The organism is Paenisporosarcina sp. HGH0030 (genome assembly GCF_000411295.1).
Lineage (GTDB): Bacteria > Bacillota > Bacilli > Bacillales_A > Planococcaceae > Paenisporosarcina.
In genome coordinates, this window is record NZ_KE150425.1 from 14,845 (window position 1) to 39,600 (window position 24,756).

A 24,756-nucleotide genomic window follows, 5' to 3' on the forward strand; every position below is an offset into this window, starting at 1 on the left:
TCCTCCTCAAGCTTAGTTGCTCTCTTTTTCAATCATAATCTTATGTGTCCAACCATCATGTGGTTGTGTGGTAAAACGTGTACCTAATCGTACCCCTGGTACACCAATAATTTCTTCTTGCTGCGTTATGAGTAATCGGATGTCATCACGGATTTGACGAGGCACCTTCTTGTCTATCAATAGACGTGACAACCGTTTGGGCTCCTTCATTCCTTTTAATAACAATCGATCTCCCGTCAACCTTCCTCTCGAACGAATTGGCAGCTCACTTGGCTCAAGTGTTATATACCATCCGTCCTCAAGACAAAATCCATCATCCCTGTTACATAACTTTATCCGCAAATCCGATCCGACAGAATGCCATTGACCAATGTCAATGCTTGTTGCGGAAGTGGGGGCGGAAGAGTTTGCACCATCAAAAGAAAAAAGCATCGTCGAGTAGTGGCGGTATCCTTTTCTTCCTTTTGGAAGATGAACCTCACTTGAACCGTCACGTTCGAGACACTGGCTATGGATTTGATCAATAAGTGAATGACTTAACCATAATTTTTCATTAGGGTATAGATAGTTTAATAGTAGTAGAACGACCCTTTTTTGTAAAGCCAGCTCGATGTCTCGGAATCGATTTAAGTCAATCTCCAATGAATGGTGGGAAGAAAAAATGATTATTCCCTTATATTCTTTCACTGCAAACTTTTGCAGTAACTGTTCATCCTGTTGCTGTTGCAGTGTCCAATGTGAGATAGCCATAGCCACATTTGGGTTTTCTTCTTGAACCAGCGGCATAATATGATGGCGGAACCGATTACGCGTGTATGTATCCTTTTGATTACTTGAATCCTCACGATATGTATACTGCTGTATTTTCAAATACTGTTCAATTTGCTGTCGAGTAACGAATAACAGTGGTCGAATCAACTCACCAGTCCCGAAACTTCTTTTGGCGTACATCCCATTTGCTCGAGTACCCCTCGTCAACCCCATGAATACAGATTCCACTTGATCGTCAGCATGATGTGCTACTGCGAGTTTGTTATATTTTTTTTCTTTCATCGTTTGTTCAAAAAAGTGATAACGTTCACGACGGCATACATCTTGTAAATTCCCATTTTCACTTTGCAAAATCTCTTGTATATCCAAGGTTTTGGTATAGAAAGGGATAATTAATTTTTGGCATAACGTTTCTACAAAACGTTCATCTGCGTCGGACTCTTCATCTCTCAGACCATGGTTTGCATGTATACAGCCAATGTCAATTCCCAAATTTTCTTTTTGCTGATGTAAAAAAGTGAGGAGCGCAACTGAATCTGCGCCCCCGGAACATGCGACAAGAAGTCGATCCCCTCCGCTTATCAATTGATGTTTCTGATTATACTCCAATATCTCATACCGAAAATCCAACTTCTTGTCACCTCCTTGCTTTTATTCTATTTTATCATTCTTTCCCGGGAAATATTTCGATAAGACGGTGAAAATAATGACCATTCTGGAACAGAGTGCTTCACTTTCACAACAATTAATGTTCGATCATCTTCTGCGGCAGGATATTTGCGACTGAATTCGGCAGCTAATAAATCAGCAAGTGAACCAGTAGGTGTTGATTCATATTTTCTCATCAATCGAATCAGTTCATTTTCTTGTTCTTCCAAAGAGTATTCTGGGGAGAACATGCCGTCTGACAGCATGACTAGAATATCTCCATCTTTTACAATACGTTCTTCCGCATCAACGGACATGGTTGGTAGGAACCCAATCGGTACACTTTGACTATCGATTTTCACACAGTCTTTCCCTCTCAGCAAATACGTAGACATGCTACCTGCTTTAAATGACCAAAGTTTTCCTTGTTGTAAATCAAGTAACGCTAAGTCAACCGTAGCATATAAGTCAGAATGGTGCTTAAGAGACATGACATAATGTAGTGTATGCATCGCTGTTTCAGGGTTCATTTGATGTTGCAGGCATTCACGCAACAAACGAATGACTTTTCTACTTTCGTGGTAAGCTTCCATGTCCTGCCCCATCCCATCCGATAATACGAATGCAACTAGCCCGCTATGCAAAGGAATGACACTATGAGCATCACCTGAGTAAACCGTATTCTGGAAAGACCTTGTAAACACCCCATAATCATATGTGAATCTAACTGCGGATTGGAATGTAATTTGAATATGAGCAAATGGATCTTGTATTTCAGTTGTACGACTAATTTCAAAAGGTTCATCATATAATTCATGAAGAATAGGAATGATCAATCGTTCTCCGACCATTTGATTCGTTTCCCATTCCGCTTGTTTCACCGGTAAACAACATACAATTTTCCTTGCTCCCGGTTCTTCAGACAGCATATCAATTTGAAAATGTGCAATTTTCGCGTCATCCAGACGTTTAGAAATCTTTTCTTCTTCTGATTCATGGTTTGCTTCATTTAGCTGAAGATCTGCCATCAGTTCGCTCACATGATTACTCATGTCACGTAGTTGATAGGCAAGCATTTTCTTGCCATGAGCGTAGTGTCCAGCTAATTTATTGTTTGCGTATTCTTCTTCAAGTGCATCAATCAATCCACTTGAACGTACACATTTTTCTTGAATGCGATCATTTAAACGATAACGAACGCCGGATTTTGTTTGTCCACGCATCTCTTTCCATTCATCCACAATTGGGTACATGCCTTGATTTTCCGCACCCCAACATTTGTCTTTTCGGAAGCAAGACCCACAAACCGAGTAATCGGGTGTTTGGGTGGTCGACGCGATTTCTTTTTGAGTTGGGAAACGGTCGTTCACAAGTTGGGTGATGAACTCAACGAACTGTTGGAAATCATAAAGTTGTGTATTTACTTTATCTGTCAACCATTGTTGTCTTTTAAAAAGCACGGAAGAAGGTTTCGGGAACAACTGATTTTGAGCATAGCTTATCCAAGAAGACGGCATGATGAAAAAAATCATCATTGCGAGAGCCAGTGAAGCAAAATAGACTTTATCAAGTGGTAGTGACGTGTCATATACGGTGAAGAAAAGAGCCGCGCCAATCGATCCGATAGCCATCCATAGGCGACCTTTATTTTGAAATAGTCCTGCGCACAATCCGGATAAGGCGTAAACGGCAATCATGCCGCTAAAAGATAATTGAGACAAACTCAGGATTGTTCCCATGATTGTGGCGACAGCAGTCCCTACGAATACCCCTCCCACGCTGACCGCCCCGAACAACATAACATGAACGAGAACAAGTGGAATGGAAATGAGCCCAAACAATAATCCACCCATTCCCGTTAGCATTAAAGCGCTTACCATTACAGCTGCCCCTATGCGTTCAAACGTCCACTTTGCAGTTGTTAAAGCGTGCATCGGGACAAACAATTGGAATAAAAAGACCGTCATGATTGCGGACAAAATGCTTTCATATAAAACGAGTAAGGAGACGGATAGTGGGATTTCTCCCCCGTACGATACCCATTGCCATCCAACCTGGACAAGCAATATCACCATAGCTACCTGGAACGGAATCAACTTTTTGTTCTTAACAACTTGACTCACCGCTTGGTAGCCACCAACTTGCAGGACGTGGAGGACGGTCTGCCCGATTCCGAGCGTCAAGCTCCCACTGAGGCCCCCAATCCAAACAAACGGTAAATAACGTGGGTACCGCCTTGCCACAATGGCCCAAATGGGTAGAAAAAATGGAACCGCCGCTTCAAACAAAACCGCTTTCGATAAGAAGAACGCAAAAAATAAAATAAGTACGGATAATGTGATTTTCAATTTTTTCTTTTTTACGACTTGCACCCAACGACTCCAAACAGGCATTTTCTTCACACCATCAGTTGTCCACGATTTCATGAAACCAATCCCTTCCCATACGATGTTTTTCATTATAGGAGAAGGTTTGTTTGAAGTTTGTCTATTCATGACAGCCCTCATAAAAAACATTTCGACGAAATATCAGAAGAAACGTGATATATTTTCAAAAGACTGCTTGACACACCCTATCTTCGCTTGTATTATTAAAAATGTTCTTTAACAAAGGCGGCCTAGCTCAGCTGGCTAGAGCGTACGGTTCATACCCGTGAGGTCGGGGGTTCGATCCCCTCGGCCGCCATACTGATGTACGCATCCTAAGTTCGCCGCGTCCTGCGGCAACGGATGCATGATCCACATCCTGTGGACCAAAGCGTAAAGTGCCACTCTAGCCCGACACCAGCGCTGGAAGAAACGATTCGGAAACTTGTTTCCGAATGAGTTTCTGAAGCTTAGGTGCGGGCTGGCGCTTGAAGCTAGACATTAACGTAGCACTTTCCACCAAGGCCCCTTGGTCAAGCGGTTAAGACACCGCCCTTTCACGGCGGTAACACGGGTTCGAATCCCGTAGGGGTCATCCCAAAAACCCACAAGAGACATTGTTCTCTTGTGGGTTTTTTCTTGCGTTTTTTAAATGTAAGGTGAATTATCCAAAATTCAATCTTCAACTACCGCGAACTTGCTCAATTTGTCGTTTATGATGCTCATCGTGTTGAGAAAAATCGGTAAAATAGCTTGTAATCGACAAAGCGTGATCTCCGATGTGGAATCCTTTATCCCATTCAATCTCATCTAGTTCTTCAAGTTTTTGCGTAATGCGCTGACGTTCATTTTTCGCATACGTAACGGTTTCTTCAAATGTTTGTTCAGCAGCACGTGATGCAGCTTTTGCATTAAACTCATCGAACGCCGGGAAACTTTCAAGTTTCGCACCTTCTTTCATGACAGGGAGTCGTTCTTCAAATGTAAAACGATCCCATTCAGCTAAGTGCATGACAATTTCATTGGGCGACCATTTGCCTGGAGCATACGGACTCATTGCTTGTTCCTTATTCATCTCTTGCAATGAATCCAACCAGGTTTGATAATTTTTATGAGTCTCCAGAATTTGTTGTTTCTTCATATCCCTCACTCCTTTCCATATAAATTTCGCTAAATCACGTTAGGAATCCTTTTTTAGAACACAAAAAAACATCCCCGTATGACAACAGGGATGCTATACAAAACACTTTTTCTACGATTAAAACAGCCAGCAAATTATCCTCGTTTTGCGCCGCGACCGCCACGCTTCGATTCAGTTGCACGTTTTAAAGTGGACAAACGATCTTCACTATCTTTTAAGAAACGTGCCATTTTTTGCTCAAAATTCTCTTTAAACGGACGATCTCGATCGTTTTGACGATTATTTTGGCGTGGACGTTGAGGACGTTCTGGTCGCTCAGGTTGTGGCTTGGCTTTACGAATTGATAAGCCGATTTTGCCGTCAGCTTCCACATTCATCACTTTTACTTCAACCATATCTCCAACTTTCAAATGCTCGTTGATATCTTTCACATAGTTGTCAGCGACTTCACTGATATGAACAAGACCTGTTGAGCCACCTGGTAGTTCGACGAATGCGCCGAAATTTGTGATTCCTGTTACTTTACCTTGTACCTTGCTGCCTACTTCAATTGACATAAAAAAAATGCTCCTCCTTAAAAATTAAGCCGGCTTCTTTGAAGCCTTGTAATCGTAATAGCGGACCTAAAAATACAGGTCTCCATTCTTAATTATAGCCAACAAAAAAAGAGTGTCAATAAGACTACTCTTTTGAATCATTGTTTTTGTCTTCATTTTCTTCTTTTTCAGGGATTGCAAAAATGATTTCTCCCTCGTCAGATAGGAAGTATTCTTTTCTGGCAAGCTTCGCAATGTATTCATCATCATTTAATTTGAGAATTTGAGAATTCAACAAATCTTGTTGATCTTTCACTTCTTCCAAAGCTTGTAGCGCTTGTTCTTTTCTATCTTCCTTGGCAGCCAGAACACGAGATTGATTTACCATTGTATAAGTCAACCATCCCATCACCACGACTACAAGGACTGCAAATGCAGCCAAGCGTCTAAACAAACGAACTTTATGTGCTTTCTGGCGTTTTTCGTGGCGTTCAACCGAGCGGACATAATCCTTGTTGATGGAAGCAATATTGCGTTTTTCTTCGTTACCATGATTATTCATACTCAAGTTGTTCACTCCTCGTCAGCCATAATTTGTCAACTGTTTTGTAGTTGCAATTATAACCGATAACAAGTGATAACTCAAGATTTTTCAGGGATTTTTAAAGGGGATTTTTGTATTAATTTTAAAATTTTTGTTATTAATTTAATAATAGGTCGTATAGGAATCATACATATTTTAACAAAAAGGAGGACAATTGAGCGAATAATCCTGATGATCAGTTGAATAACCCACCAGATCGGATACACGATTAATCGCATAAACACATGTCTTACGAATAGCAACGGCCTACGAAACCATAACTCATAGAGAATTATTCCGACGAGTTGAGCACACGGGTCGTATATTCGCCAAGTCCCATCTCTTAACTGAAATAATAAATAAAAGCTTGCGATTCCTAATCCCAACCATAAAAAAATTTCAATTATTTTATGGTAACGTCTTAATAGAGCACGTGGACGGAGAGCTTGGCAACTGTCACGAAAACTTTCAACTAAAAAACCTGTGGCCACGCCACTAACAATCATGGCCAACAGGCTTAAAAATTGATAAGAGATCGTCATCCAAACAATTTATGCAAGAAATTACGGCTTTGTTCACGTTCTTCTTCATCGTATTGGAACGTGCGCACGTGACCTTCAAGTGTCAGCAACCCCTTGTCCACATCTAAATGAACAATGCGTAACTCTTCGCCTCTAATACTTAAATGACCTTGCGATGTACGTACAGCGAATTCTTCTTGGTCAAATCGCTCAATGGATTTGACAGATGTTAGGTCCATGCGTTTGCGGTTTCGCAAACTAACTACGTGATCTCCTGATGGAATCGTGATGGATGCATGTTCGGCTTGATATTGCATAAAATTCCTCCTTTACTTGTCCAGTCCATTTACTATATGCAGGCAAACAAAAAAGCATGACCAGATTTGGCCATGCTCTTTATTTAATCTTCATCATCTATAAATTCAGGGTCGACTTTCTCCAGTCGTTCTTCTTTTAAGATGCTATACATCATCGTGGATTCTTCTTTTTTAACTGCATCTTTTAGCATTTCGATGCGAGCCGTCACAACTTTCTGCCCGAAACGGATGGCTAATTCATCGCCTACCTTCACAACGGAGCTGGCTTTACTTACTTTGCCATTAATCGTGATGCGGCCTTGATCAGCGACTTCTTTTGCAAGTGTACGTCGTTTAATCAGTCGTGATACTTTTAAAAATTTATCTAATCTCATGTCATTCATCCCCTTTTGCTTGTTTAGCCTGTTGCCAAAATTCTTCGAGTTCATCCAACGTGTATGCGCCGAATTCACCCTTGCCCTTCGTCACACTGTCTTCGACGTAGTGAAAACGGGTTTTGAATTTTCGATTCGCATGCATCATTGCTTCTTCAGGCGAAAGCCCGTAAAAGCGCGCTACATTGACAATCGTAAATAGCACATCGCCCAACTCATCCAGCTGTGATGTTGCTGAACCATTTAAAATTTCATGTCTGAATTCTTCCCATTCCTCTTCAAATTTCAACCAGGCACCCTCTGCTTCCGGCCAGTCAAACCCTACTTTCGCGGCGGCTTTTTGGAAATTGTACGAAGTTAAAAGTGAAGATTCCGAGCGCTCTTGTCCATACAGAATTCGGGTTTTGTCGTTGCCTTTTTCTGCTGACTTCAGTTGTTGCCAATTGCGCAACACGTCCTCTGAATTTTCTACTTCCACATCGCCAAAAACATGCGGATGTCTACGAATCATTTTCGAAGATACGCTTTCAAGAACATCTTCCAAACTGAAATATCCTTCATCTTCTCCGATTTGAGCATGTAAAAACACTTGCAGCAACACGTCTCCGAGTTCTTCAATCATTCCATCGTCATCCTGATCGTTTACAGCTTGTAAAAATTCATGCACTTCTTCTATTAAATATTTCTTTAACGTTTCATGTGTTTGTTCACGGTCCCACGGACAACCATCTGGTGCACGCAGCTTCGCAATAATTTCTCTAAATGTGGACCACTCTTTCAAGCGTTCTTCACGGTTATTAGCAGGTGGGACATAAACGGTCGTCAAATTGTTCAATTCAGCAGCACGGTCCAGCTCATACAAAGGTACGGTGCGGAGTACTTCTCCACTTGAGCCAGCCGCTGTGACGATGGTAACCGGGTAGTCTTCCGGATATTTTTCCATTAACGTCAACTTTACCTCGGATGCACTGTAGGCATCATATACTTGTGCAATCAATACATGTTGGGACATCTGGACATCATCCCGTTTGAACATTGTTCCATCAAGTAATTGAAAACCTTCAATAGGATCAATACGCAGAGCATTGAAAATTGGGTCCAGGAAACTTTGTCCGCCCACAATTTCAAGTTGAATACGCCCCTCTTTTTCTGCATCCACCAACCATTGAACAGTCTGTTCAGCCACTAATGGATGACCCGGAACAGCATAAAACAATGGACCGGATTGAGATAGTGTAATTAGCGTTTCGACAATCTCTTTATATACCGCTTCAAATGCATCATGTTTTTCATAAACTGCATCAAAGCTTTCGTATGAAATGCCTTCATCCTTTAATTCTTGTAATACGGGATGTTCAGCTGTTCGCACATATAGTCGTTGTGCTTTCAGCAATGTTTTATATACACCTAACGGCAATTGTTCCAAGTCCCCTGCCCCAAGACCAAGCACTGTAATTGTATTCATAAGAATCACCACTTTCTTTTTTTACCGTAAAACCACAATTGAATCATGGCCATTCTTCGTCCGAGTGGTAATAAGAACCATTCCTTCTCGGCAATTATTCGACTTTTGGCGATGTAAAGCAAAAATACAGTTGCACCTAAACCCACGCTTGTGAGGGCCGTCAACATCGCGGCGAAGCGACTGGAAAGTCCATCAAATAACCAACCATCGGCTACATACATCCATGTTAATACGCTACAAATCATTAATAATGAAGCGACACTTAAATGACCATAAAATCTGGTATTCGCAAAACGAATCTTCCAAATTGAATAGACATAGACATATAAACTGATTGCAATGAAGGCGAAGCCAACATTACTGGCAATTGCCGCTCCCATAATTCCCATCTTAGGCAACAACCAAGCATTACACAACCACTTCAATACGAGTCCCACAATCAGCAAAAATGCAGGAAGGACCACTTTCCCCAACCCTTGCAATAAAGAAGTCATCGTTAAAATTAATGAAAGCCAAAAGATTTGGATGCAAAATACCATCAATGTGGCGGATAAATCTCTTGTTTCAAACAACATTTCATTAACTGGCGGTAACACTAGAATTAGTCCCAGTGTGGCTGCGGTTCCAAATAAAAGTGCAATTCGAAACGTTAATTGCGCATATGGAATCGCATTTCGTCCTGTCTTCTTTTGCGTTGTGTGAGCAATCAACGGAACGATGGAAAGTGACAAGGTTGAAGCGATGAGAATGCCCATTTGGACAAGGGGCAATCCTCTGTCATACGTGCCTTTCGTTTCCATTGCAGTTATTCGGTCCATCCCTGTTTCCGTCAAACTACTGAAGATTGTAAAAGAGTCAACCAGTTGAAAAAAAAGTAAAATGAGCGAGCTCATGCTGACACTTAAGCTAATAATGGTCAAATCCTTGATAATGGGTCCAACTTTAACGTGCTTATGAACTCTCATTCCTACTTCATGTTTGTTTTTTTTACTAACAAATAATAAAAGCAACACAATGCCTGCAATCTCACCAACGATAGCACCTAACAAAGCAGTGCTTCCGGCAACGTACAAAGACGCGCCTGTTTTCACCACAATAAATGTTCCTACTAAAATAACCGTCACCCGAACCGTTTGCTCCACTACTTGTCCATAAGCGACTGGCTCCATTCGACCTTCCGCTTGAAAAGATCCTTTCAACAAAGCCAACACAGGCATCAATAATACGACAAAAGAGCCAGTACGTAGTAATTGCGCAAGTTCCCCATCCCCCATCCAACGGGCAAGCACATCGGCTCCCGAAAACAACAAGGAAAAACTGATGATTGATATTACGCTTAAATAAATAAAAGCAGTTCGTAAAATAGTTACTCGTTGATTGGATTCTGGTTGGTCATGTGCATCTGCCAATAGTTTTGAAATGGCTACCGCAAAGCCATACGATGTCCAAACGGTTAGCACTCCAATGAATGGATAGACTTGCTGGTATATGTAAAACCCTTGATCTCCCACAATGTTTTGAAAAGGGATTCTGTAGACTGCGCTTAGCGCTTTGACGATTAAGGCGGCAATGGTTAATAAAACTGTGCCCTTCATAAATTTTTGCATCGTCCATTCGTTGTTCATAGTTGTTCCTCATTCCAATCACCAGTGGCTCGTTCCATGCACGGAATTCCGCGCTTTTGATGAGTATATTATAACACGAAAAAAACGTCTTCTTATTTGATTAAGAAGACGCTTTTCGCTTTCAAGTTCCAGTTCCGATGCTTACTTCACGTAACAGTGTCTAGTTACGTACGCCAGACCGCACCTAAGCTTCAGGCTCTCCTGCGAAAACAAGTTTTCGAGTCGATCCTTCCAGCACCGGCGTCGGTCTACCACGGCGTACTTCACTTTTCAGTGTTCCATTTGTTTGGCTAGGAAATGGGCTGCTGTTTCCACTGCTTTGATTTCGGCTTCACCGATGAAGTGGACTTTTGAGAGTAAGTAGACCGCGCCGATTGGATCACCACTAGCAATGATTGGTGCTACACAATACGATTTGACTTGTTCTACTTGTCCCGGAATCCATTCTACCGATTTTTCGATTTTTTCCGTCACGATGGTTCGCATTTGTAGAATGTCCTCCGCTTGAGAAGACAGTCGACGGTTCAAATAATCTTTTTTCGATACACCTGCTACTGCAATCATTTCGTCACGGTCGCTAATCAAAGCGGGAGTGCCTAGTGTCGCATAAAGCGTTTCAGCATACTCCTGAGCAAAATCACCGAGTTCATTAATTGGGGAATACTTTTTTAAAATGACTTCGCCGTCGCGGTCCGTAAATATTTCGAGTGGATCTCCTTCACGGATACGAAGCGTTCTTCTAATTTCCTTCGGAATGACGACACGGCCTAGGTCATCGATTCGTCTGACGATACCTGTAGCTTTCATCTTTGTTGCCTCACTTTCGACAGAATTCAAATTTCTTTGATTTCTATCTCAGTATGCGTCATGTTTGGATAAAATATGCAAGCGTCTCCATTACTCCCCAACAAAGGAATTCACTTCTTTTCGAGCTTCAGGCAAATGCTTCATCATGGCTTCCAAAACATCGAATGGATGATGTTTGGCAGTTTTCTTTTCATCAATTGTTACAAGTAATTGTTGTTGGTTATTCATTTGGAAACCAACCGCTCGCCCATAGTCCATTGAAGATTCCACTAGCATGGCACCATTCGTATTTTGTGTGCCTTTTTTCGATAATTTTATGACCAATTGTTTTTGTTGTTCTTTAATCGATTCAACACCTGAAATTTTTGCCCAAACTTTAATACGGGCGATTCGCATTAAGCGTTCTGCTTCAATCGGCATATTTCCAAAACGGTCAATTAATTCGTCCACTAAATCTTCGTAGTCTTTCTCACTATCAACAGCTTTAATGCGTTTATACATCTGAATTTTTTGGAATCCGTCAGGAATGTAAGCATCTGGCAAATAGGCATCAAACGGCAAGGAAATCTCGACATCAAGCACTTCTTCCTGTTTCACGCCGGTTTGTTTCTCTTCGATTGCTTCTTGTAACATTTGTGCGTATAAATCAAATCCAACCGAATCAATAAAGCCATGTTGCTGTGAACCAAGTAGATTCCCCGCTCCGCGAATCGATAAATCACGCATGGCAATTTTAAATCCTGAACCGAGCTCGGTAAATTCTTTAATAGCTTGCAATCGTTTTTCAGCGACATCTGTCAGCACTTTATCCCGTTGGTACATGAAGTATGCATAAGCCACACGGTTTGAACGGCCGACACGACCTCTTAGTTGATACAGTTGAGAGAGTCCCATGCGATCTGCATTTTGCACTATAAGTGTATTAACATTAGGGATATCAATCCCTGTTTCAATAATCGTTGTAGTAACGAGTACATCGTAATCGCCCTCCAAAAATGCCAGAATGACGGACTCTAACTCTCTTTCAGTCATTTGCCCATGTGCAAAGCCAACACGTGCTTCAGGCACAAGCATTTGGATTTCCTCCACTTTGCGTGCCATATCTTCTACACGATTGTATAGATAAAACGCTTGGCCTCCTCGCGCCATTTCACGTTCTATGGCTTCTCGCACTAATGCACCGTTCTGTTCCATTACATATGTCTGCACCGGGAAACGATTGGCTGGTGGCGTTTCGATTACCGATAAATCACGTACACCTATCATCGACATATGTAGTGTCCTTGGAATTGGGGTCGCTGTTAACGTCAAGACATCTACATTCGTTTTCAATTGCTTGATTTTTTCTTTATGTGTCACACCAAAGCGTTGTTCTTCATCGACAATAAGCAATCCTAAATCGTAATACACAATGTCTTTTGATAATAAACGATGTGTGCCCACGACTACATCGATTGTGCCTGCTTTTAATCCTTTTGTAGTTTCGGTTTGTTGCTTTTTCGAACGGAATCGACTCAACAAACCAACTTCCACAGGGAAATCGGCAAATCGCTCTTTCATTGTTTCGTAATGCTGTTGTGCCAAGATGGTCGTCGGTACAAGGAAGGCCACTTGTTTACTGTCCTGCACAGCTTTAAAAGCGGCACGAATTGCCACTTCCGTCTTGCCGTACCCAACATCCCCACAAATCAAGCGGTCCATTGGTCGTTCTTTTTCCATATCACGTTTAACTTCTTCAATGGAGCGCAATTGATCGTCTGTTTCTTCATATGGAAAAGCCGTTTCAAAAGCTTGCTGCATATCTTGATCAGGCTCAAAAGCATGCCCTTTTTCAGATTCGCGTTTGGCATATAGTTTTATTAAGTCATCCGCAATATCTTGTACCGCTGCCGAGACTTTAGTTTTTGTTTTCTTCCAGTCTGCGCCACCTAACTTATGGAGCTTAGGCTCTCTCTCTTCCGAAGCGACATATTTTTGAATTTGATCGATTTGATCGACCGGTACAAACAATTTATCTTCCGCACGGTAGCGAATGTGCAAATAGTCTTTGTGAATGCCATTGATTTCTAGCGTTTCAATGCCTATATATTTCCCAATCCCGTGGTGAATATGAACAATATGATCACCCGGTTTGATTTCGGAGTAACTTTTGATTCGTTCAGCATTCGTCATTTTTTGTGGACGTGATTTCTTTTTAGGTCGCTGTTTAAATAGTTCCTCGTCCGTCATTAAGGCAATTCGTTGGAGTGGCAATTCAAAACCGCTCGAAATTTCTCCATCGATAATATATATCCCTGGTTGATCAGGTGCTTCTTGTTTCGTAAGGACATGACTGTCCATCCCGTAATCTTCCAAAACGTCTTTTACTTTTTTCTGACGTTCATTTCCTTCAGCCAAGACAAAAATAAAGAACTTGCCGGCTTCAAACCGTTCCATTTCGTTTTTTAGGACACTCATTTGCCCATGGAAATGTTGCATTGGTTTACAAGAAAACGCAATCGATTTCTTTAATGAAATACCCGAGAAAGTACGAGCAAACAAAGAAAAATAAATTTTCTTCTGATCCAACATCCCAAGAATTTCTTTAAAACTGAACGAAAGCTTTACATCATGAACCGTCTTGCCTTCTTCAAGCAATGAAACATACCAATCTTTCTCTTCACGTTCCAATGAATCCGTTGTCTCTTGTATACGACCGAGCTCATCAAATAACACCAAACCATCTTGAGCAAAATAATCGCCAAGGAAAGTAGGGTGGTCTTCGAGAATGGATACATACTTCGTCATTTGTTCTGGAGTATCGCCTTGTCTCAGCAATTCGATGTCATGATTGATATGTTGAAGCAGAAGTTCTTTCGTTTCGGGCTTCTTCAATTTTTTTAAACTACCAGCCAATGATTCTTCTAATTTCTCAGCCAGAATCATAAGTTGTTGTCGCGTCCACACAAATTCCGTTGCTGGCAGGATACAGACTTCTTTCAGCTTTTCAATGGAGCGCTGATCTTCCGCGGAAAACATGCGTATTGAATCCACTTCAGTATCGAAAAATTCAAGACGTACTGGGTGTTGCAAGTAAATCGGATAAATATCCAAAATACCTCCACGCAAAGCAAACTCACCCGGCGTGGTAACCATTGCTTGTCTGGAGTAACCCATCGCTACTAACTGATCGAGCCATTCGTCCATTTTCACTTCTTGTCCGATAGCTGTTTCAAGGCGACTCGCTCTCCATTGAGCTAAATTTGGCATATGGCGACGAAGACCTGCAATTGGTGTGATGACAACTCCTCGTTTTTGGGACAGCATGAAATCAAGCGTCTCAATACGCTCTGCACGAAGCTCTGGACTCGATACAGACATATCTGCCGCGATTAATTCATCAGCTGGATATAAACGAACTTCATCTTCACCTAGTAGCTTTACCATATCTTCAAACAATCGCTGTGCCTGTAATAGATTCGGGGACACTACTAAAATCGGTCTCTCCGTCTCTTTTGCCATAGAGTGTATAAATAGTGGACGGGCTCCTCCCGTGAGGCCTGTCACCAGCTGCTGATCGACTCCAGTTTGAAGATCTGTCAGCAACGTCTTTATATGATGGTCTTTCGTAAATAATTGATGTAATGGTTCCATACGAACCTCCTTATAAGAAAAGCGCAAAGTGCCAATCTAGCCCGACGTCGGTGCTGAAAGTCCGATTCGAAAGCCTGCTTTCGCATGATATTGGGAAGGAAGGCTAAATCTGCGACATCGTGTCGCGACGCCTTCATAACCAACATCCCGTTGGCCCAAGCTTAGGTGCGAGCTGGTACTTGGAGCTAGACATGAAAAGATAGAGATGTGTTCTATCACTCTAATAACCAAAACCAGTGCTATATAAACAGAAAAAGGCTTTGTGCGCGAGACCCGCGCCAAAGCTTATTCTTATTGTATCCACTTTTGTATAGCATAGTAGTTTGGGTTATCTCGTAGAGATTTTTCACAATGCTCACAAATGCTGGACACTGTTAGTGTTCCTTCTTCATCTTGTGTGAAGAACTCTTCTGCAAATTCTTCTCTCATTTGCTTTACTCGACCATGCTGCAGAGCGGATTGGCCTGATAGCTGCCCCATTTCTGTCTTGCAGTGCCGACACTTTACATGAATTGCCATAGTACGGACCGGCCTCCTTTTTCAAAGTATAGACCGGTCGAACTCAATTTATTCCTTATGCACCATTAAAACGATTCATCACTTCAAGAAAAGGTGAAGATAACCAATCTTCGCAGGCATCTGCACTTTTTTTCAAGGCCTCATCCATCAAAGGTTTTTCCTCTGATGTAAACCTTGATAAAACATAGTCAGGTACCTTCATGCCTGCAGGTGGGCGATTTACGCCTACTCGGATGCGATTGAAGTTTTGTGTACCTAAATGATGTATCAACGATTTAATGCCATTATGTCCGCCTGCACTGCCTTTTTGACGAAGTCTCAGTTTACCTACCGACAGATCCAGGTCATCATAAATGACCACAATATCTTCTTCTGCTATTTCGTAGTAATCCATCATCGGGACCACACATTCGCCAGAAAGATTCATATAAGTAAGCGGTTTAACGAGTAAAACTTTTCCTTCAGGTCTATGTACTATAGAGTACATTCCTTTGAACTTCATTTGATTCAATGGAGAATTGTATCGATTTGCCAACTCATCCACCACATCAAAACCAATATTATGCCTTGTGTGTTCATACGGTTTCCCCGGGTTGCCGAGTCCGATAATCATTTTCATAAACGATACGTCCTTTATCTTCTGAATGATTCCCATTTTACCACAAAGCACATAGTTCATAAAAAAAATGGGACTGTCCAAAGACAATCCCATTTTGATTATATTGGTTATTCTTTTGTTTCTGCCTTTGGTTGGCCTTCAATTTTAGACGCTTCTTCGCTTTCTCCGTCTTCCGCTACTGCTGGTTCATCAGCAGTAGTTTCTAACTCTTCATCCGAACGAGGCGCAGAAACGGATACTAACGTGAAATCATCTTCATTCAAGATATTATATTCAGATTTATCACGAATATCAGCAACTGTTAATGTCTCACCAATTGCAAGACCCGAAACATCTACTTCAATTGAATCTGGAATTGCAGAAGGTTTTACTTTAATTGTAACTTCACGATTTGGTTGGCTCAAAACGCCGCCTTCTTTAACGACAGCTGAATCGCCAGTTATGACAATCGTTACGTTAACATCTAATTCATCAGACATATTGATGGCCAAGAAATCAGCATGGACGAACTTACCTTTCAAAACGTCCATTTGGTAGTCACTTAATACTACATTTACTGGTTTACCATCAACGTCTAATTTCATTACGCCGTTGCGCCCAACCTCACGAAGTGTTTTTAATAAATCCAATTCGCTAACTGCGATTGAAGAAGATTCTGTTTTATAACCATATACGACTGCAGGCACAAAGCCCTCATCGCGTAATTTCGTTAAATTAGATCGTTTACCTATTTCACGTGATTGTGTTTTTACTGTTGTAGCCATCTATTTTCACTCTCCTGTGTAAGTCATTCTGGTATTATGTTTACCCAACTTACAGAAAATGAAACATTCGACGCATCAATCGAATAAAGTGCTGACAGATTTCTCTTCAAACACACGAACAATTGCTTCAGCTAAAAGATGGGCAACTGACAATTGAATGATTTTTGGAGAATTCTTTTCTTCAGGTAATTCGATTGAGTTCGTGATGACTAACTCTTTAATTACTGAGTTATCGATACGTTCGATTGCTGGACCTGATAATACAGGATGTGTACAGCATGCATATACTTCTTTCGCGCCACTTTCTACTAATGCATTCGCAGCGATTGTAATTGTACCCGCTGTATCAATGATATCGTCGATTAGGATGGCTATTTTGCCTTCCACATTACCAACAATGTTCATTACTTCTGCAACATTAGGACGCGGGCGACGTTTGTCGATGATGGCAATTGGTGCTTTCAATCTATCTGCCATTTTGCGTGCACGTGTAACTCCACCGTGATCAGGAGAAACAATCACGATTTCAGATGGGTCAATGTTTTTCTCTAAGAAGTAGTCAGACAAAATAGGTACCGCGATTAAATGATCGATTAAAATATCGAAGAAACCTTGGATTTGAGGTGCATGCAAATCTAACACGATAGCACGAGTTGCACCAGCAGTTTCAAGAAGGTTTGCCACTAATTTAGCCGTGATTGGTTCACGAGCACGTGCTTTACGGTCTTGGCGAGCATAACCATAGTAAGGAAGAACAACGTTAACTGTGCGTGCTGAAGCACGTTTCACAGCATCTACCATAATTAAAAGCTCCATTAAGTTTTCATTTACAGGAGAAGAAGTTGACTGAATGATGAAGACGTCACAGCCACGAATACTTTCTTCAATGTTTATTTGAACTTCACCATCACTAAAACGGTTTACGGAAATTTTCCCTAGAGATACCCCAACTTCATCCGCCAATTCTTTCGCAAGTGAATGGTTTGAGTTTAATGAAAAGATTTTTAATTTAGTATCTGCATAATGGTAAGCCATGATGTTCCTCCTATTATTTTAAGTTTAGTTTTTTTTGACATATCCTTCTTTGTTTTCTTGACGGACTCGACCAATTGCCAAAGCTTGTGCCGGCACATTTTTCGTAATGGTCGATCCAGCCGCTACATAAGCGCCTTGACCAATGCTGACAGGAGCAATCAAATTCGAATTACACCCTACGAATGAATCATTCTCAATTGTTGTAACAAATTTATTCTTACCATCATAGTTCACTGTAATCGTACCACAGCCAATATTTACTCGTTCACCAACCTCAGCATCACCAATATAACTTAGGTGTGATACTTTCGATTGGTTACCTAATTTCGTTTTCTTAATTTCAACAAAGTTGCCGATTTTAGCAGCATTGCCAATTTCTGAATCTGGGCGAATGTGTGCAAACGGACCAACAGCCGTATCTTCCCCAATAACACTTTGAGTGACAACGGACGAATGGACAGTTGTACGATGACCGATTCTGCTGTTTGTGATATGACTATTCGGACCAATCAGGCAATCTTCCCCGATTTCACTGACTCCTTCAATTATGACACCAGGTTGCAACACAGTATCTGAACCGATTACCGCATCCGCGCTGATGAATGTATTTGTTGGATTAATAATAGTTACACCGTTGCGCATATGTTTCTCAACGATCCGCTCGCGCATCAATGTTTCAGCTTGCGATAGTGCCACACGATCATTTACGCCTAGAGTCTCTTCAAAATCATCTGTCGCATAAGCAGAAATGATAGAGCCCTGGTTTTTCAATATTTCAATAACATCCGGTAAATAATATTCACCTTGAGAATTATCATTTTTCACAAGTTTTAACGCTGCGAATAAGGATTCATTGTCAAAGCAGTATGTGCCAGAGTTAATTTCTTTCACTTTTTGTTCTTCAGGCGAAGCATCTTTTTGTTCCACGATGCGTTCAACATGTCCTTCTGCATTACGAATAATGCGGCCATAACCTGTAGGATTTTCAGGAATCCCAGTAAGAATCGTTGCTTTCGCAGCCGTTTCGTGATGGTGTGCTAGAAGCGCTTTCATTGTTTCTGGGCGAATCAGCGGAGTATCACCACAAATGACAAGAGTTGTCCCAGATAGATTTCCTAATACCTCACTTGCCTGCAAAACTGCATGAGCCGTACCGAGTTGTTGTTCTTGAAGTGCGTACTCACTACGGCTTCCCAGTTGATCCTGTACTTTTTCAGCACCGTGGCCAACGATTGTCACAATTCGTTCGGCTCCAATACCTTGAATGTGATCGATCACATGTTCAACCATCGGTTTGCCACAGACAGGATGTAGTACTTTATATAATTTGGACTTCATACGTGTACCTTGACCAGCAGCTAATACCACTGCATATGTTTGTGCCATCTAGTGAGTCCTCCAATAGGTTCAATTTACTCTTTTGACTATAGCCGAAATAGACCCGTAATTCAAGGAAATCCCGCTTGACAAATTGATGACAAAACCATTATTATTAACCTTTTTTATTTAAAAATCTAAGAGACACTCTTGATTTTGTACTAAAGCTTGGAGATGTCCACAAAGATAAGCACAAAATCTCTCCCTAGCCAGACTCCGGCCAAGGCACAAACCTTCTCTAATTTTGGGTTTTTTGTCCATTTACTATGTGCAGGCTGGCTTTTGAAACTAGACATTAAAAAGGACTTCTCACCCTAAGGTGTAAGTCCTTTTCTTGTTATTTCACTTCTCTTTCACAATTTGCATGACGCACATAGAGAATTTAGTACATGATAGGAAGAAATATTTTAACGTTAATATGATAGAGGAAGTTTAGTCTCCTATTACCTTGATGGCCAATCCATTTGAAATCAAAATACTAGATGACGTCGTCAGAGCAATGGCATGGACGCCGTCATCAAAAGAGAGATTGATTAATGTTATTACAAAAAAAGAAACCTATCATACGACATGACAAGTCTCTTAAGCTAATCTATTAAGCTCCTGCTTCTTCATAGGGAATCATGTCTTCTTCGCTAGACTCCTCGTAAGCGTTCAATACAGCTTCTTGAATTTTAGTACGTGTCCCAGAATTAATCGGGTGTGCAATATCTCGAAATTCTCCATCTGGTGTCCGTTTACTTGGCATGGCCACAAATAGCCCTGTATTACCGTCAATGACACGAATATCATGAACGACAAACTCGCTGTCTAGTGTGATGGAAGCAATGGCACGCATGCGGCCATCGGTTTGTACTCGACGTAATCTTACATCAGTTACTTCCATTGTCTCACCACCTTTCTTCTTAGTTGCCTTACAGTCTCTGACAACTATATTCTACATTTATCATATTTTCCCTTCTTTTTTAATTGAATTTTTAAAATATTTAAGAGGGCAATAAAAGAACCATAGAAAATATCTCTATGGCTCGAAAATATCTTATGAAATTAACGCGATAACTTCTATTTCCACTTGTGCATCTTTCGGCAAACGTGCCACTTCAACAGTGGAACGTGCGGGTTTATGTTCACCAAAATGCTGACCATATATTTCGTTGAATACAACAAAGTCATTCATATTCTTAATGAAGACAGTTGTCTTCACCACTTGTTGTAAAGATGATCCCGCTTCTTCAAGTACAGCTTTTAAATTTGCGAAAACTTGGTGAGTTTGTTCTGTAATTGAGCCTTCCACCATATTCCCTTCAGCTGTCAATGGAATTTGGCCAGAACTATAAAACATGCCGTTTACAATCATTCCTTGAACGTATGGTCCTATTGCTGCTGGTGCTTTAGTTGTCGATACTGCTTTCATTATTCATTTCCACCTTTCGAAAAATAATTACCTTCTGTTAAAGCAATCGTACGATCTTTTTCATTTACTTCATGCAGTTTTACAAGTGATAAATAATTTTCAATTAACTGTTCGTCGGCGTGCTCCGCTTCAACTAATACGGCAACACCTGCTAATTGGCAATTGAATTCTTCAAGTAAGTTTTTCATTCCATTCATTGTACCGCCGACTTTCATGAAGTCGTCCGTAATAAGAACGCGTTGTCCACTCTTCATACTGCGTTTTGACAACACCATCGTCTGGATACGACGTGAAGATCCAGAAACATAGTTAATGCTGACAGTAGAACCTTCCGTAACTTTGCTATCTCGACGTACGACCACAACAGGTACATTTAAATGACGAGCAATGGCATGAGCAATCGGAATCCCTTTTGTCGCCACGGTCATAATGACATCGATTGGTTGTTTGGCAAACGCTGAAGCAAATACTTTTCCTACACGATTCATCAGTTCAGGATTTCCAAGTAAATCCGTCATAAATAAATACCCACCAGGTAACAAACGGTCTGAGTGACCAAGCTCTTCCATAAAGTCTTTAATGACTTCACGAACCGCCTCATCACGCATACTTGGAATATACTTAACCCCGCCAGCGGCCCCTGGGACTGTCATTAACAAGCCGATGCCTTTTTCTTCGAACGTTTCTTTCACAATGGTCAAATCTTCACTTATTGAAGATTTAGCAGATTGGTACATATCCGCAAACAATGTTAATGGAATTAACTGTTGGGGATGGTCTAACAAATAATGAGTCATATCAACGAGTCGCTCACTGCGTTTCCACTTCATTGGTCACACTCCTAAACACGAATGATTTATACGTAAGTTTAAACAAATATACGGTTTTAGGCAAGTGCATCTCGCTCTCCCAACAATCTGACTGCATACACTTCGTCACAAAAGCCTCTTAAACCATTATAGATTCTATTCACTCTGGACTCGTGTTGAACTACGCCAAATACTGTTGGACCACTACCACTCATTAATACCGCATCCGCTCCAAATTTCATCATGTGTTCTTTGATCATGGAGACCTCGGGATGCATTTTTAACGTAACTGATTCCAATGCATTTCCCATAGTATTACACATTAATACATAATCTTTCTCACGAATTGCACGAATCATTTCTTTTGTATTGGGATGGGCCACTTCATTAACTTTCAGACTTCCGTAGACATCTGCCGTCGATACACCTATCGAAGGTTTAGCTAATATAATCCAGCAGTTTGGCGGGGCCGGCAATTCCTGAATCTGTTCTCCTCTACCAGTGGCCAATGCCGTTCCTCCATAAACACAGAACGAAACATCCGAACCAATTTTAGCCCCGTGTTCGGCTAATTGATCAGCAGTCAACTTCAAATCCCATAATTCATTCAATCCCTTTAAAGTAGCGGCCGCATCACTGCTTCCTCCTGCCAGACCAGCAGCAACAGGTATTTTTTTCTCTAAAGTAATCGATACGCCTTCTTGTATCTTATATGTATCTTTTAATAACTTAGCAGCTTGATAGGCTAAGTTTCTGTGATCATCCGGCACATATCGGTCAGCTGAAATTATACGAATCTGACCATCAATTCTCGGTTCTAATCCAATACGATCTGCCAAATCAACCGTTGTCATAATCATTTCTACTTCATGATAGCCATCCGGACGTTTTTGTAGGACATCCAGGGTTAAATTAATTTTTGCAGGAGCTTTCACATAAAGCATGGCTATGCCTCCTTCATCTGTTCATTGCTGTTCCCTATTTTACCACAGCTAGTGATTTAGGAAAGGAGGCCTCGAAAAGATATCAGCTTGACTTTTTATCCGTAAAAAAGGCGGATTGCTCCGCCTTTGTCAGTCCCATTAGAAATTATCATTGCGACTTACTTCTTGTAGCGATTTTGCCCGTTCATTAATCCGGTCTGTGCCATTTCAACAGCTCGCTTTACCATATTACCAGCATTCCGAGAAGTTATGCCTCCCCAACCGTCACGCTCAACGACATTGTAAAATCCAAGTTCTTTCGCAATTTCCTCTTTTAGACGATCTGACATTACACGATTACGTGGCATGTTTTTCCTCCTCTTGAGGACTGACAAATGTAGTATGCACTGAAAACAAAAAAACACTCATGGAATATAACCCAAGAGTGTTTTGATAAAAAATAAGTACATAAGTGCGAAAGATTATTTGACGACTACAAGTTCTTGCATTCCGTCAACAATTGTAATTTCTACTGCTTCAGTTAAAATATCTGTGTAGCTGTAAGACACACGCTCGAAAGCGTTCTCGTCCTGATCAAGATCCACTACGAACACTGCATGATACGTTTCACGTAAAACGCCTGCTCGTTCAATCGTTTTCTTGCGACCACCGTTTGCTTTTAATTGCAAACGTTTACCTAAATGACAATCTAAAGACTTCTTAATATCAGCTAAAGTTTTTGGCATTTCGCTTACACCTCACTTAGTAACAAGCATACCATATCAAAAAATATTTGTCAACCAAATTTATTATTTTAACAATGAACAAAAGCACTTGTCAATAAGTTTCGTATAATCCAGCCGTCTTTTTTTAAAATAAGTGTGCTGAGTTTGTTATAAAGTCAGTGTTTCCTTGAAATCAGGAAGCAATAAATCTGCCAATTTCCCGAACTCTTGAATGGTTAATGTTTCCCCACGACGGGTTGGATCTATGTTCGCACCTTCGAGTGCAGCTAAAATCAAATCTTTCTTTTCTTTCCCATGTGGAAGTTGTGACTGCAAATTGTTTAGAATGGTTTTTCTGCGTTGGGCAAAAGAAGAACGCGAAACCGTGAATAAGAAATCTTCATCCTGAACATGTACCGGAGCCGTCTCGTGTCTAGTTAATTTAATGACAGCTGAATCAACATTAGGTTGTGGGATAAATACTGTTTTCGGTACGGTCATGGCAATTTCAGCCTTCATATAATACTGAATGGCAATCGACAATGATCCATATGCTTTCGTGCTCGGAGAAGCTGTGATGCGATCCGCCACTTCTTTTTGCATCATGACAACCATTCCGCGAATCGGCAGTTTTTCCATTAATAATTTGATCAAGATAGGTGTTGTTACATAGTAAGGTAAGTTTGCTACGACCATAACATCCTTGTATCCTGCCAGTTTTTCCTGCATCACTTCTGCCACGTTGGCTTTTAAAATATCCGAATGGACGATTTCTACGTTATTGTACGGAGAAAGCGTATCTTCCAACACCGGTAATAGTCGTTGATCGATTTCAAATGCAACCACTTGTCCCGCATTACGCGCTAAATGCTCTGTCAACGCACCTATTCCAGGACCGATTTCAATAGCAGCAGAATCTTTTGTCAGCTTTGCATGACTGACAATATTATGAAGCACGTTCGGATCGATTAAAAAATTTTGACCTAAACTCTTTTTAAAGGAAAATCCATATTTTTTTAATATTTCTTGTGTACGTTTTGGGGTTGCAATATCTTTACTCATGTATGCCCTCCTGATCCAATTGTGCTAAAGCTTTTTTTAACTGCTCGCTTTCAATTTGGAACATTGATAATCTTTTTTGTAGTTGTTTTCCATTCGTATAACCAATCTGCAAAAGCTCGCCAAGTCTATCGCGACGCGCTTTAGCACTAGGATGCCCAATTAATCGCGCTTCCATCAATTGGTGAAGTGGAATTTCTTTTATTTCGTTCAACATATTTCTAGGTGTATATACATTTAATAGTGCTTGACGTATATCTTCGTCCGCTGCATGCTCTATGCCAAGACCTTTACCATTTTTTGCAATGGTTTTCTCTTTCGGTAAAAACGCATGCTTTACACCCTGTACCTGTTCTTCAATAATGGCACGAATACGTCTACCGGGGTAGTCAGGATCTGTAAAAACAATGACCCCTCTTTTATTTTGCGCATGCTGAATACGCTGAATGGTTTCTGATGAAATGGCAGATCCGTTCGTTTCGATGGTATCCGCTCTCACAGCACGCTTAATAGCGGTTGTATCATCTTTGCCTTCCACCACTATTACTTCTTCAATAAACACGATTCACTGCCTCATTTCCAACTGCTTCTTTGCCTATTTTACTTGCGCACGCATTCAATGTACATAGAAAAGCGTAGCAGGCCAAGATAGTCCGACACTAACGACAAGAGGCAAATTTCATTCTGTTTTCTCTAAACGAGAAAAAGCTTTCCCAAAATACATG

25 protein-coding genes and 2 tRNA genes are annotated in these 24,756 nt (G+C 41.0%); 2 read left to right on the forward strand and 25 right to left on the reverse strand.

Translation table 11 applies throughout. The features are described from left to right. Positions 1–12 precede the first annotated feature (12 nt). Both tilS and HMPREF1210_RS17010 read right to left on the reverse strand, forming a co-directional pair. Positions 13–1,401, reverse strand: coding sequence for a tRNA lysidine(34) synthetase TilS (gene tilS / locus HMPREF1210_RS17005; RefSeq protein ID WP_016429940.1), 1,389 nt, complete (start codon positions 1,399–1,401; stop codon positions 13–15). A gap of 26 nt (positions 1,402–1,427) precedes the next feature. Then, a complete protein-coding gene (locus HMPREF1210_RS17010) occupies positions 1,428–3,914 on the reverse strand; it encodes a SpoIIE family protein phosphatase (protein ID WP_016429941.1) in 2,487 nt (828 codons plus the stop codon). 116 nt (positions 3,915–4,030) lie between these two features. On the opposite strand from HMPREF1210_RS17010, the gene HMPREF1210_RS17015 reads away from it, so the two are divergent. Both HMPREF1210_RS17015 and HMPREF1210_RS17020 read left to right on the forward strand, forming a co-directional pair. Continuing rightward, positions 4,031–4,104, forward strand: a tRNA-Met gene (locus HMPREF1210_RS17015). A gap of 204 nt (positions 4,105–4,308) precedes the next feature. Beyond that, positions 4,309–4,380: transfer RNA gene (locus HMPREF1210_RS17020), tRNA-Glu, on the forward strand. Positions 4,381–4,467: 87 nt separating this feature from the next. Here the strand turns inward: HMPREF1210_RS17020 and HMPREF1210_RS17025 are convergent. From HMPREF1210_RS17025 to rnmV, 23 genes are all read right to left on the reverse strand, one after another. Next, complete coding sequence (locus HMPREF1210_RS17025; protein ID WP_016429942.1) at positions 4,468–4,926, reverse strand: DinB family protein; 459 nt, start codon at positions 4,924–4,926, stop codon at positions 4,468–4,470. A 134-nt stretch (positions 4,927–5,060) separates the two neighbouring features. Then, entirely contained in the window at positions 5,061–5,483 is a 423-nt protein-coding gene (locus HMPREF1210_RS17030) for a S1 domain-containing RNA-binding protein (RefSeq protein ID WP_016429943.1), read from the reverse strand. A gap of 124 nt (positions 5,484–5,607) precedes the next feature. Beyond that, the gene (locus tag HMPREF1210_RS17035; protein WP_036660472.1) at positions 5,608–6,024 is read right to left on the reverse strand and encodes a septum formation initiator family protein; all 417 of its coding nucleotides are present in this window, start codon (positions 6,022–6,024) and stop codon (positions 5,608–5,610) included. Between the two features lie 80 nt (positions 6,025–6,104). Next, on the reverse strand, positions 6,105–6,587 hold the full coding sequence (gene yabQ, locus HMPREF1210_RS18700; protein ID WP_016429945.1) for a spore cortex biosynthesis protein YabQ: 483 nt from the start codon (positions 6,585–6,587) through the stop codon (positions 6,105–6,107). Next, positions 6,584–6,883, reverse strand: coding sequence for a sporulation protein YabP (gene yabP, locus HMPREF1210_RS17045; protein ID WP_016429946.1), 300 nt, complete (start codon positions 6,881–6,883; stop codon positions 6,584–6,586). Before yabP ends, yabQ begins: the two co-directional genes overlap by 4 nt. 83 nt (positions 6,884–6,966) lie before the next feature. Then, the gene (locus HMPREF1210_RS17050) at positions 6,967–7,257 is read right to left on the reverse strand and encodes an RNA-binding S4 domain-containing protein (RefSeq protein WP_016429947.1); all 291 of its coding nucleotides are present in this window, start codon (positions 7,255–7,257) and stop codon (positions 6,967–6,969) included. Position 7,258: 1 nt separating this feature from the next. Then, entirely contained in the window at positions 7,259–8,722 is a 1,464-nt protein-coding gene (mazG, locus tag HMPREF1210_RS17055; protein ID WP_036660463.1) for a nucleoside triphosphate pyrophosphohydrolase, read from the reverse strand. A 5-nt stretch (positions 8,723–8,727) separates the two neighbouring features. After that, positions 8,728–10,347 (reverse strand): polysaccharide biosynthesis protein, encoded by a 1,620-nt coding sequence (locus HMPREF1210_RS17060; RefSeq protein ID WP_016429949.1) that lies wholly within the window; start codon positions 10,345–10,347, stop codon positions 8,728–8,730. Between the two features lie 270 nt (positions 10,348–10,617). Further along, positions 10,618–11,154 carry a stage V sporulation protein T gene (spoVT, locus tag HMPREF1210_RS17065; protein ID WP_016429950.1) on the reverse strand — a complete coding sequence of 179 codons (537 nt, stop codon included), beginning with the start codon at positions 11,152–11,154 and terminating at the stop codon, positions 10,618–10,620. Positions 11,155–11,244: 90 nt separating this feature from the next. Beyond that, positions 11,245–14,787, reverse strand: coding sequence for a transcription-repair coupling factor (mfd, locus tag HMPREF1210_RS17070; RefSeq protein WP_016429951.1), 3,543 nt, complete (start codon positions 14,785–14,787; stop codon positions 11,245–11,247). Between the two features lie 291 nt (positions 14,788–15,078). Then, the gene (locus HMPREF1210_RS17075; protein ID WP_016429952.1) at positions 15,079–15,306 is read right to left on the reverse strand and encodes an anti-sigma-F factor Fin; all 228 of its coding nucleotides are present in this window, start codon (positions 15,304–15,306) and stop codon (positions 15,079–15,081) included. A 55-nt stretch (positions 15,307–15,361) separates the two neighbouring features. Next, entirely contained in the window at positions 15,362–15,925 is a 564-nt protein-coding gene (pth, locus tag HMPREF1210_RS17080; protein WP_016429953.1) for an aminoacyl-tRNA hydrolase, read from the reverse strand. 107 nt (positions 15,926–16,032) lie between these two features. Further along, complete coding sequence (locus HMPREF1210_RS17085; RefSeq protein WP_016429954.1) at positions 16,033–16,689, reverse strand: 50S ribosomal protein L25/general stress protein Ctc; 657 nt, start codon at positions 16,687–16,689, stop codon at positions 16,033–16,035. A 75-nt stretch (positions 16,690–16,764) separates the two neighbouring features. Beyond that, a complete protein-coding gene (locus HMPREF1210_RS17090; RefSeq protein WP_016429955.1) occupies positions 16,765–17,724 on the reverse strand; it encodes a ribose-phosphate diphosphokinase in 960 nt (319 codons plus the stop codon). A 24-nt stretch (positions 17,725–17,748) separates the two neighbouring features. Beyond that, positions 17,749–19,110, reverse strand: a complete 1,362-nt coding sequence (gene glmU, locus HMPREF1210_RS17095) for a bifunctional UDP-N-acetylglucosamine diphosphorylase/glucosamine-1-phosphate N-acetyltransferase GlmU (RefSeq protein WP_016429956.1) — start codon at positions 19,108–19,110, stop codon at positions 17,749–17,751. 586 nt (positions 19,111–19,696) lie between these two features. Beyond that, entirely contained in the window at positions 19,697–19,987 is a 291-nt protein-coding gene (spoVG, locus tag HMPREF1210_RS17100) for a septation regulator SpoVG (RefSeq protein ID WP_016429957.1), read from the reverse strand. 153 nt (positions 19,988–20,140) lie between these two features. Beyond that, a complete protein-coding gene (locus HMPREF1210_RS17105; protein WP_016429958.1) occupies positions 20,141–20,515 on the reverse strand; it encodes a RidA family protein in 375 nt (124 codons plus the stop codon). After that, positions 20,515–21,345, reverse strand: a complete 831-nt coding sequence (purR, locus tag HMPREF1210_RS17110; protein ID WP_016429959.1) for a pur operon repressor — start codon at positions 21,343–21,345, stop codon at positions 20,515–20,517. Before purR ends, HMPREF1210_RS17105 begins: the two co-directional genes overlap by 1 nt. Positions 21,346–21,401: 56 nt before the next feature. Next, a complete protein-coding gene (gene ispE, locus HMPREF1210_RS17115) occupies positions 21,402–22,268 on the reverse strand; it encodes a 4-(cytidine 5'-diphospho)-2-C-methyl-D-erythritol kinase (protein WP_016429960.1) in 867 nt (288 codons plus the stop codon). A gap of 158 nt (positions 22,269–22,426) precedes the next feature. Next, positions 22,427–22,615, reverse strand: a complete 189-nt coding sequence (locus HMPREF1210_RS17120) for a small, acid-soluble spore protein, alpha/beta type (RefSeq protein ID WP_016429961.1) — start codon at positions 22,613–22,615, stop codon at positions 22,427–22,429. Positions 22,616–22,729: 114 nt separating this feature from the next. Continuing rightward, positions 22,730–22,993, reverse strand: a complete 264-nt coding sequence (gene veg, locus HMPREF1210_RS17125) for a biofilm formation stimulator Veg (protein ID WP_016429962.1) — start codon at positions 22,991–22,993, stop codon at positions 22,730–22,732. A gap of 147 nt (positions 22,994–23,140) precedes the next feature. Beyond that, complete coding sequence (gene rsmA / locus HMPREF1210_RS17130) at positions 23,141–24,034, reverse strand: 16S rRNA (adenine(1518)-N(6)/adenine(1519)-N(6))-dimethyltransferase RsmA (protein WP_016429963.1); 894 nt, start codon at positions 24,032–24,034, stop codon at positions 23,141–23,143. Beyond that, positions 24,027–24,593, reverse strand: coding sequence for a ribonuclease M5 (gene rnmV, locus HMPREF1210_RS17135; RefSeq protein WP_016429964.1), 567 nt, complete (start codon positions 24,591–24,593; stop codon positions 24,027–24,029). The genes rsmA and rnmV overlap by 8 nt, the downstream gene beginning before the upstream one ends. Between the last annotated feature and the right edge of the window lie 163 nt (positions 24,594–24,756).

Coding starts and splice junctions, on each gene's coding strand:
- HMPREF1210_RS17010 (WP_016429941.1), bottom strand. CDS start 3,914: ATGAATAGACAAACTTCAAACAAACCTTCTCCTATAATGAAAAACATC.
- HMPREF1210_RS17025 (WP_016429942.1), bottom strand. CDS start 4,926: ATGAAGAAACAACAAATTCTGGAGACTCATAAAAATTATCAAACCTGG.
- HMPREF1210_RS17030 (WP_016429943.1), bottom strand. CDS start 5,483: ATGTCAATTGAAGTAGGCAGCAAGGTACAAGGTAAAGTAACAGGAATC.
- HMPREF1210_RS17035 (WP_036660472.1), bottom strand. CDS start 6,024: ATGAATAATCATGGTAACGAAGAAAAACGCAATATTGCTTCCATCAAC.
- yabQ (WP_016429945.1), bottom strand. CDS start 6,587: ATGACGATCTCTTATCAATTTTTAAGCCTGTTGGCCATGATTGTTAGT.
- yabP (WP_016429946.1), bottom strand. CDS start 6,883: ATGCAATATCAAGCCGAACATGCATCCATCACGATTCCATCAGGAGAT.
- HMPREF1210_RS17050 (WP_016429947.1), bottom strand. CDS start 7,257: ATGAGATTAGATAAATTTTTAAAAGTATCACGACTGATTAAACGACGT.
- mazG (WP_036660463.1), bottom strand. CDS start 8,722: ATGAATACAATTACAGTGCTTGGTCTTGGGGCAGGGGACTTGGAACAA.
- HMPREF1210_RS17060 (WP_016429949.1), bottom strand. CDS start 10,347: ATGAACAACGAATGGACGATGCAAAAATTTATGAAGGGCACAGTTTTA.
- spoVT (WP_016429950.1), bottom strand. CDS start 11,154: ATGAAAGCTACAGGTATCGTCAGACGAATCGATGACCTAGGCCGTGTC.
- mfd (WP_016429951.1), bottom strand. CDS start 14,787: ATGGAACCATTACATCAATTATTTACGAAAGACCATCATATAAAGACG.
- HMPREF1210_RS17075 (WP_016429952.1), bottom strand. CDS start 15,306: ATGGCAATTCATGTAAAGTGTCGGCACTGCAAGACAGAAATGGGGCAG.
- pth (WP_016429953.1), bottom strand. CDS start 15,925: ATGAAAATGATTATCGGACTCGGCAACCCGGGGAAACCGTATGAACAC.
- HMPREF1210_RS17085 (WP_016429954.1), bottom strand. CDS start 16,689: ATGGCTACAACAGTAAAAACACAATCACGTGAAATAGGTAAACGATCT.
- HMPREF1210_RS17090 (WP_016429955.1), bottom strand. CDS start 17,724: ATGGCTTACCATTATGCAGATACTAAATTAAAAATCTTTTCATTAAAC.
- glmU (WP_016429956.1), bottom strand. CDS start 19,110: ATGGCACAAACATATGCAGTGGTATTAGCTGCTGGTCAAGGTACACGT.
- spoVG (WP_016429957.1), bottom strand. CDS start 19,987: ATGGAAGTAACTGATGTAAGATTACGTCGAGTACAAACCGATGGCCGC.
- HMPREF1210_RS17105 (WP_016429958.1), bottom strand. CDS start 20,515: ATGAAAGCAGTATCGACAACTAAAGCACCAGCAGCAATAGGACCATAC.
- purR (WP_016429959.1), bottom strand. CDS start 21,345: ATGAAGTGGAAACGCAGTGAGCGACTCGTTGATATGACTCATTATTTG.
- ispE (WP_016429960.1), bottom strand. CDS start 22,268: ATGCTTTATGTGAAAGCTCCTGCAAAAATTAATTTAACCCTGGATGTC.
- HMPREF1210_RS17120 (WP_016429961.1), bottom strand. CDS start 22,615: ATGCCACGTAATCGTGTAATGTCAGATCGTCTAAAAGAGGAAATTGCG.
- veg (WP_016429962.1), bottom strand. CDS start 22,993: ATGCCAAAAACTTTAGCTGATATTAAGAAGTCTTTAGATTGTCATTTA.
- rsmA (WP_016429963.1), bottom strand. CDS start 24,034: ATGAGTAAAGATATTGCAACCCCAAAACGTACACAAGAAATATTAAAA.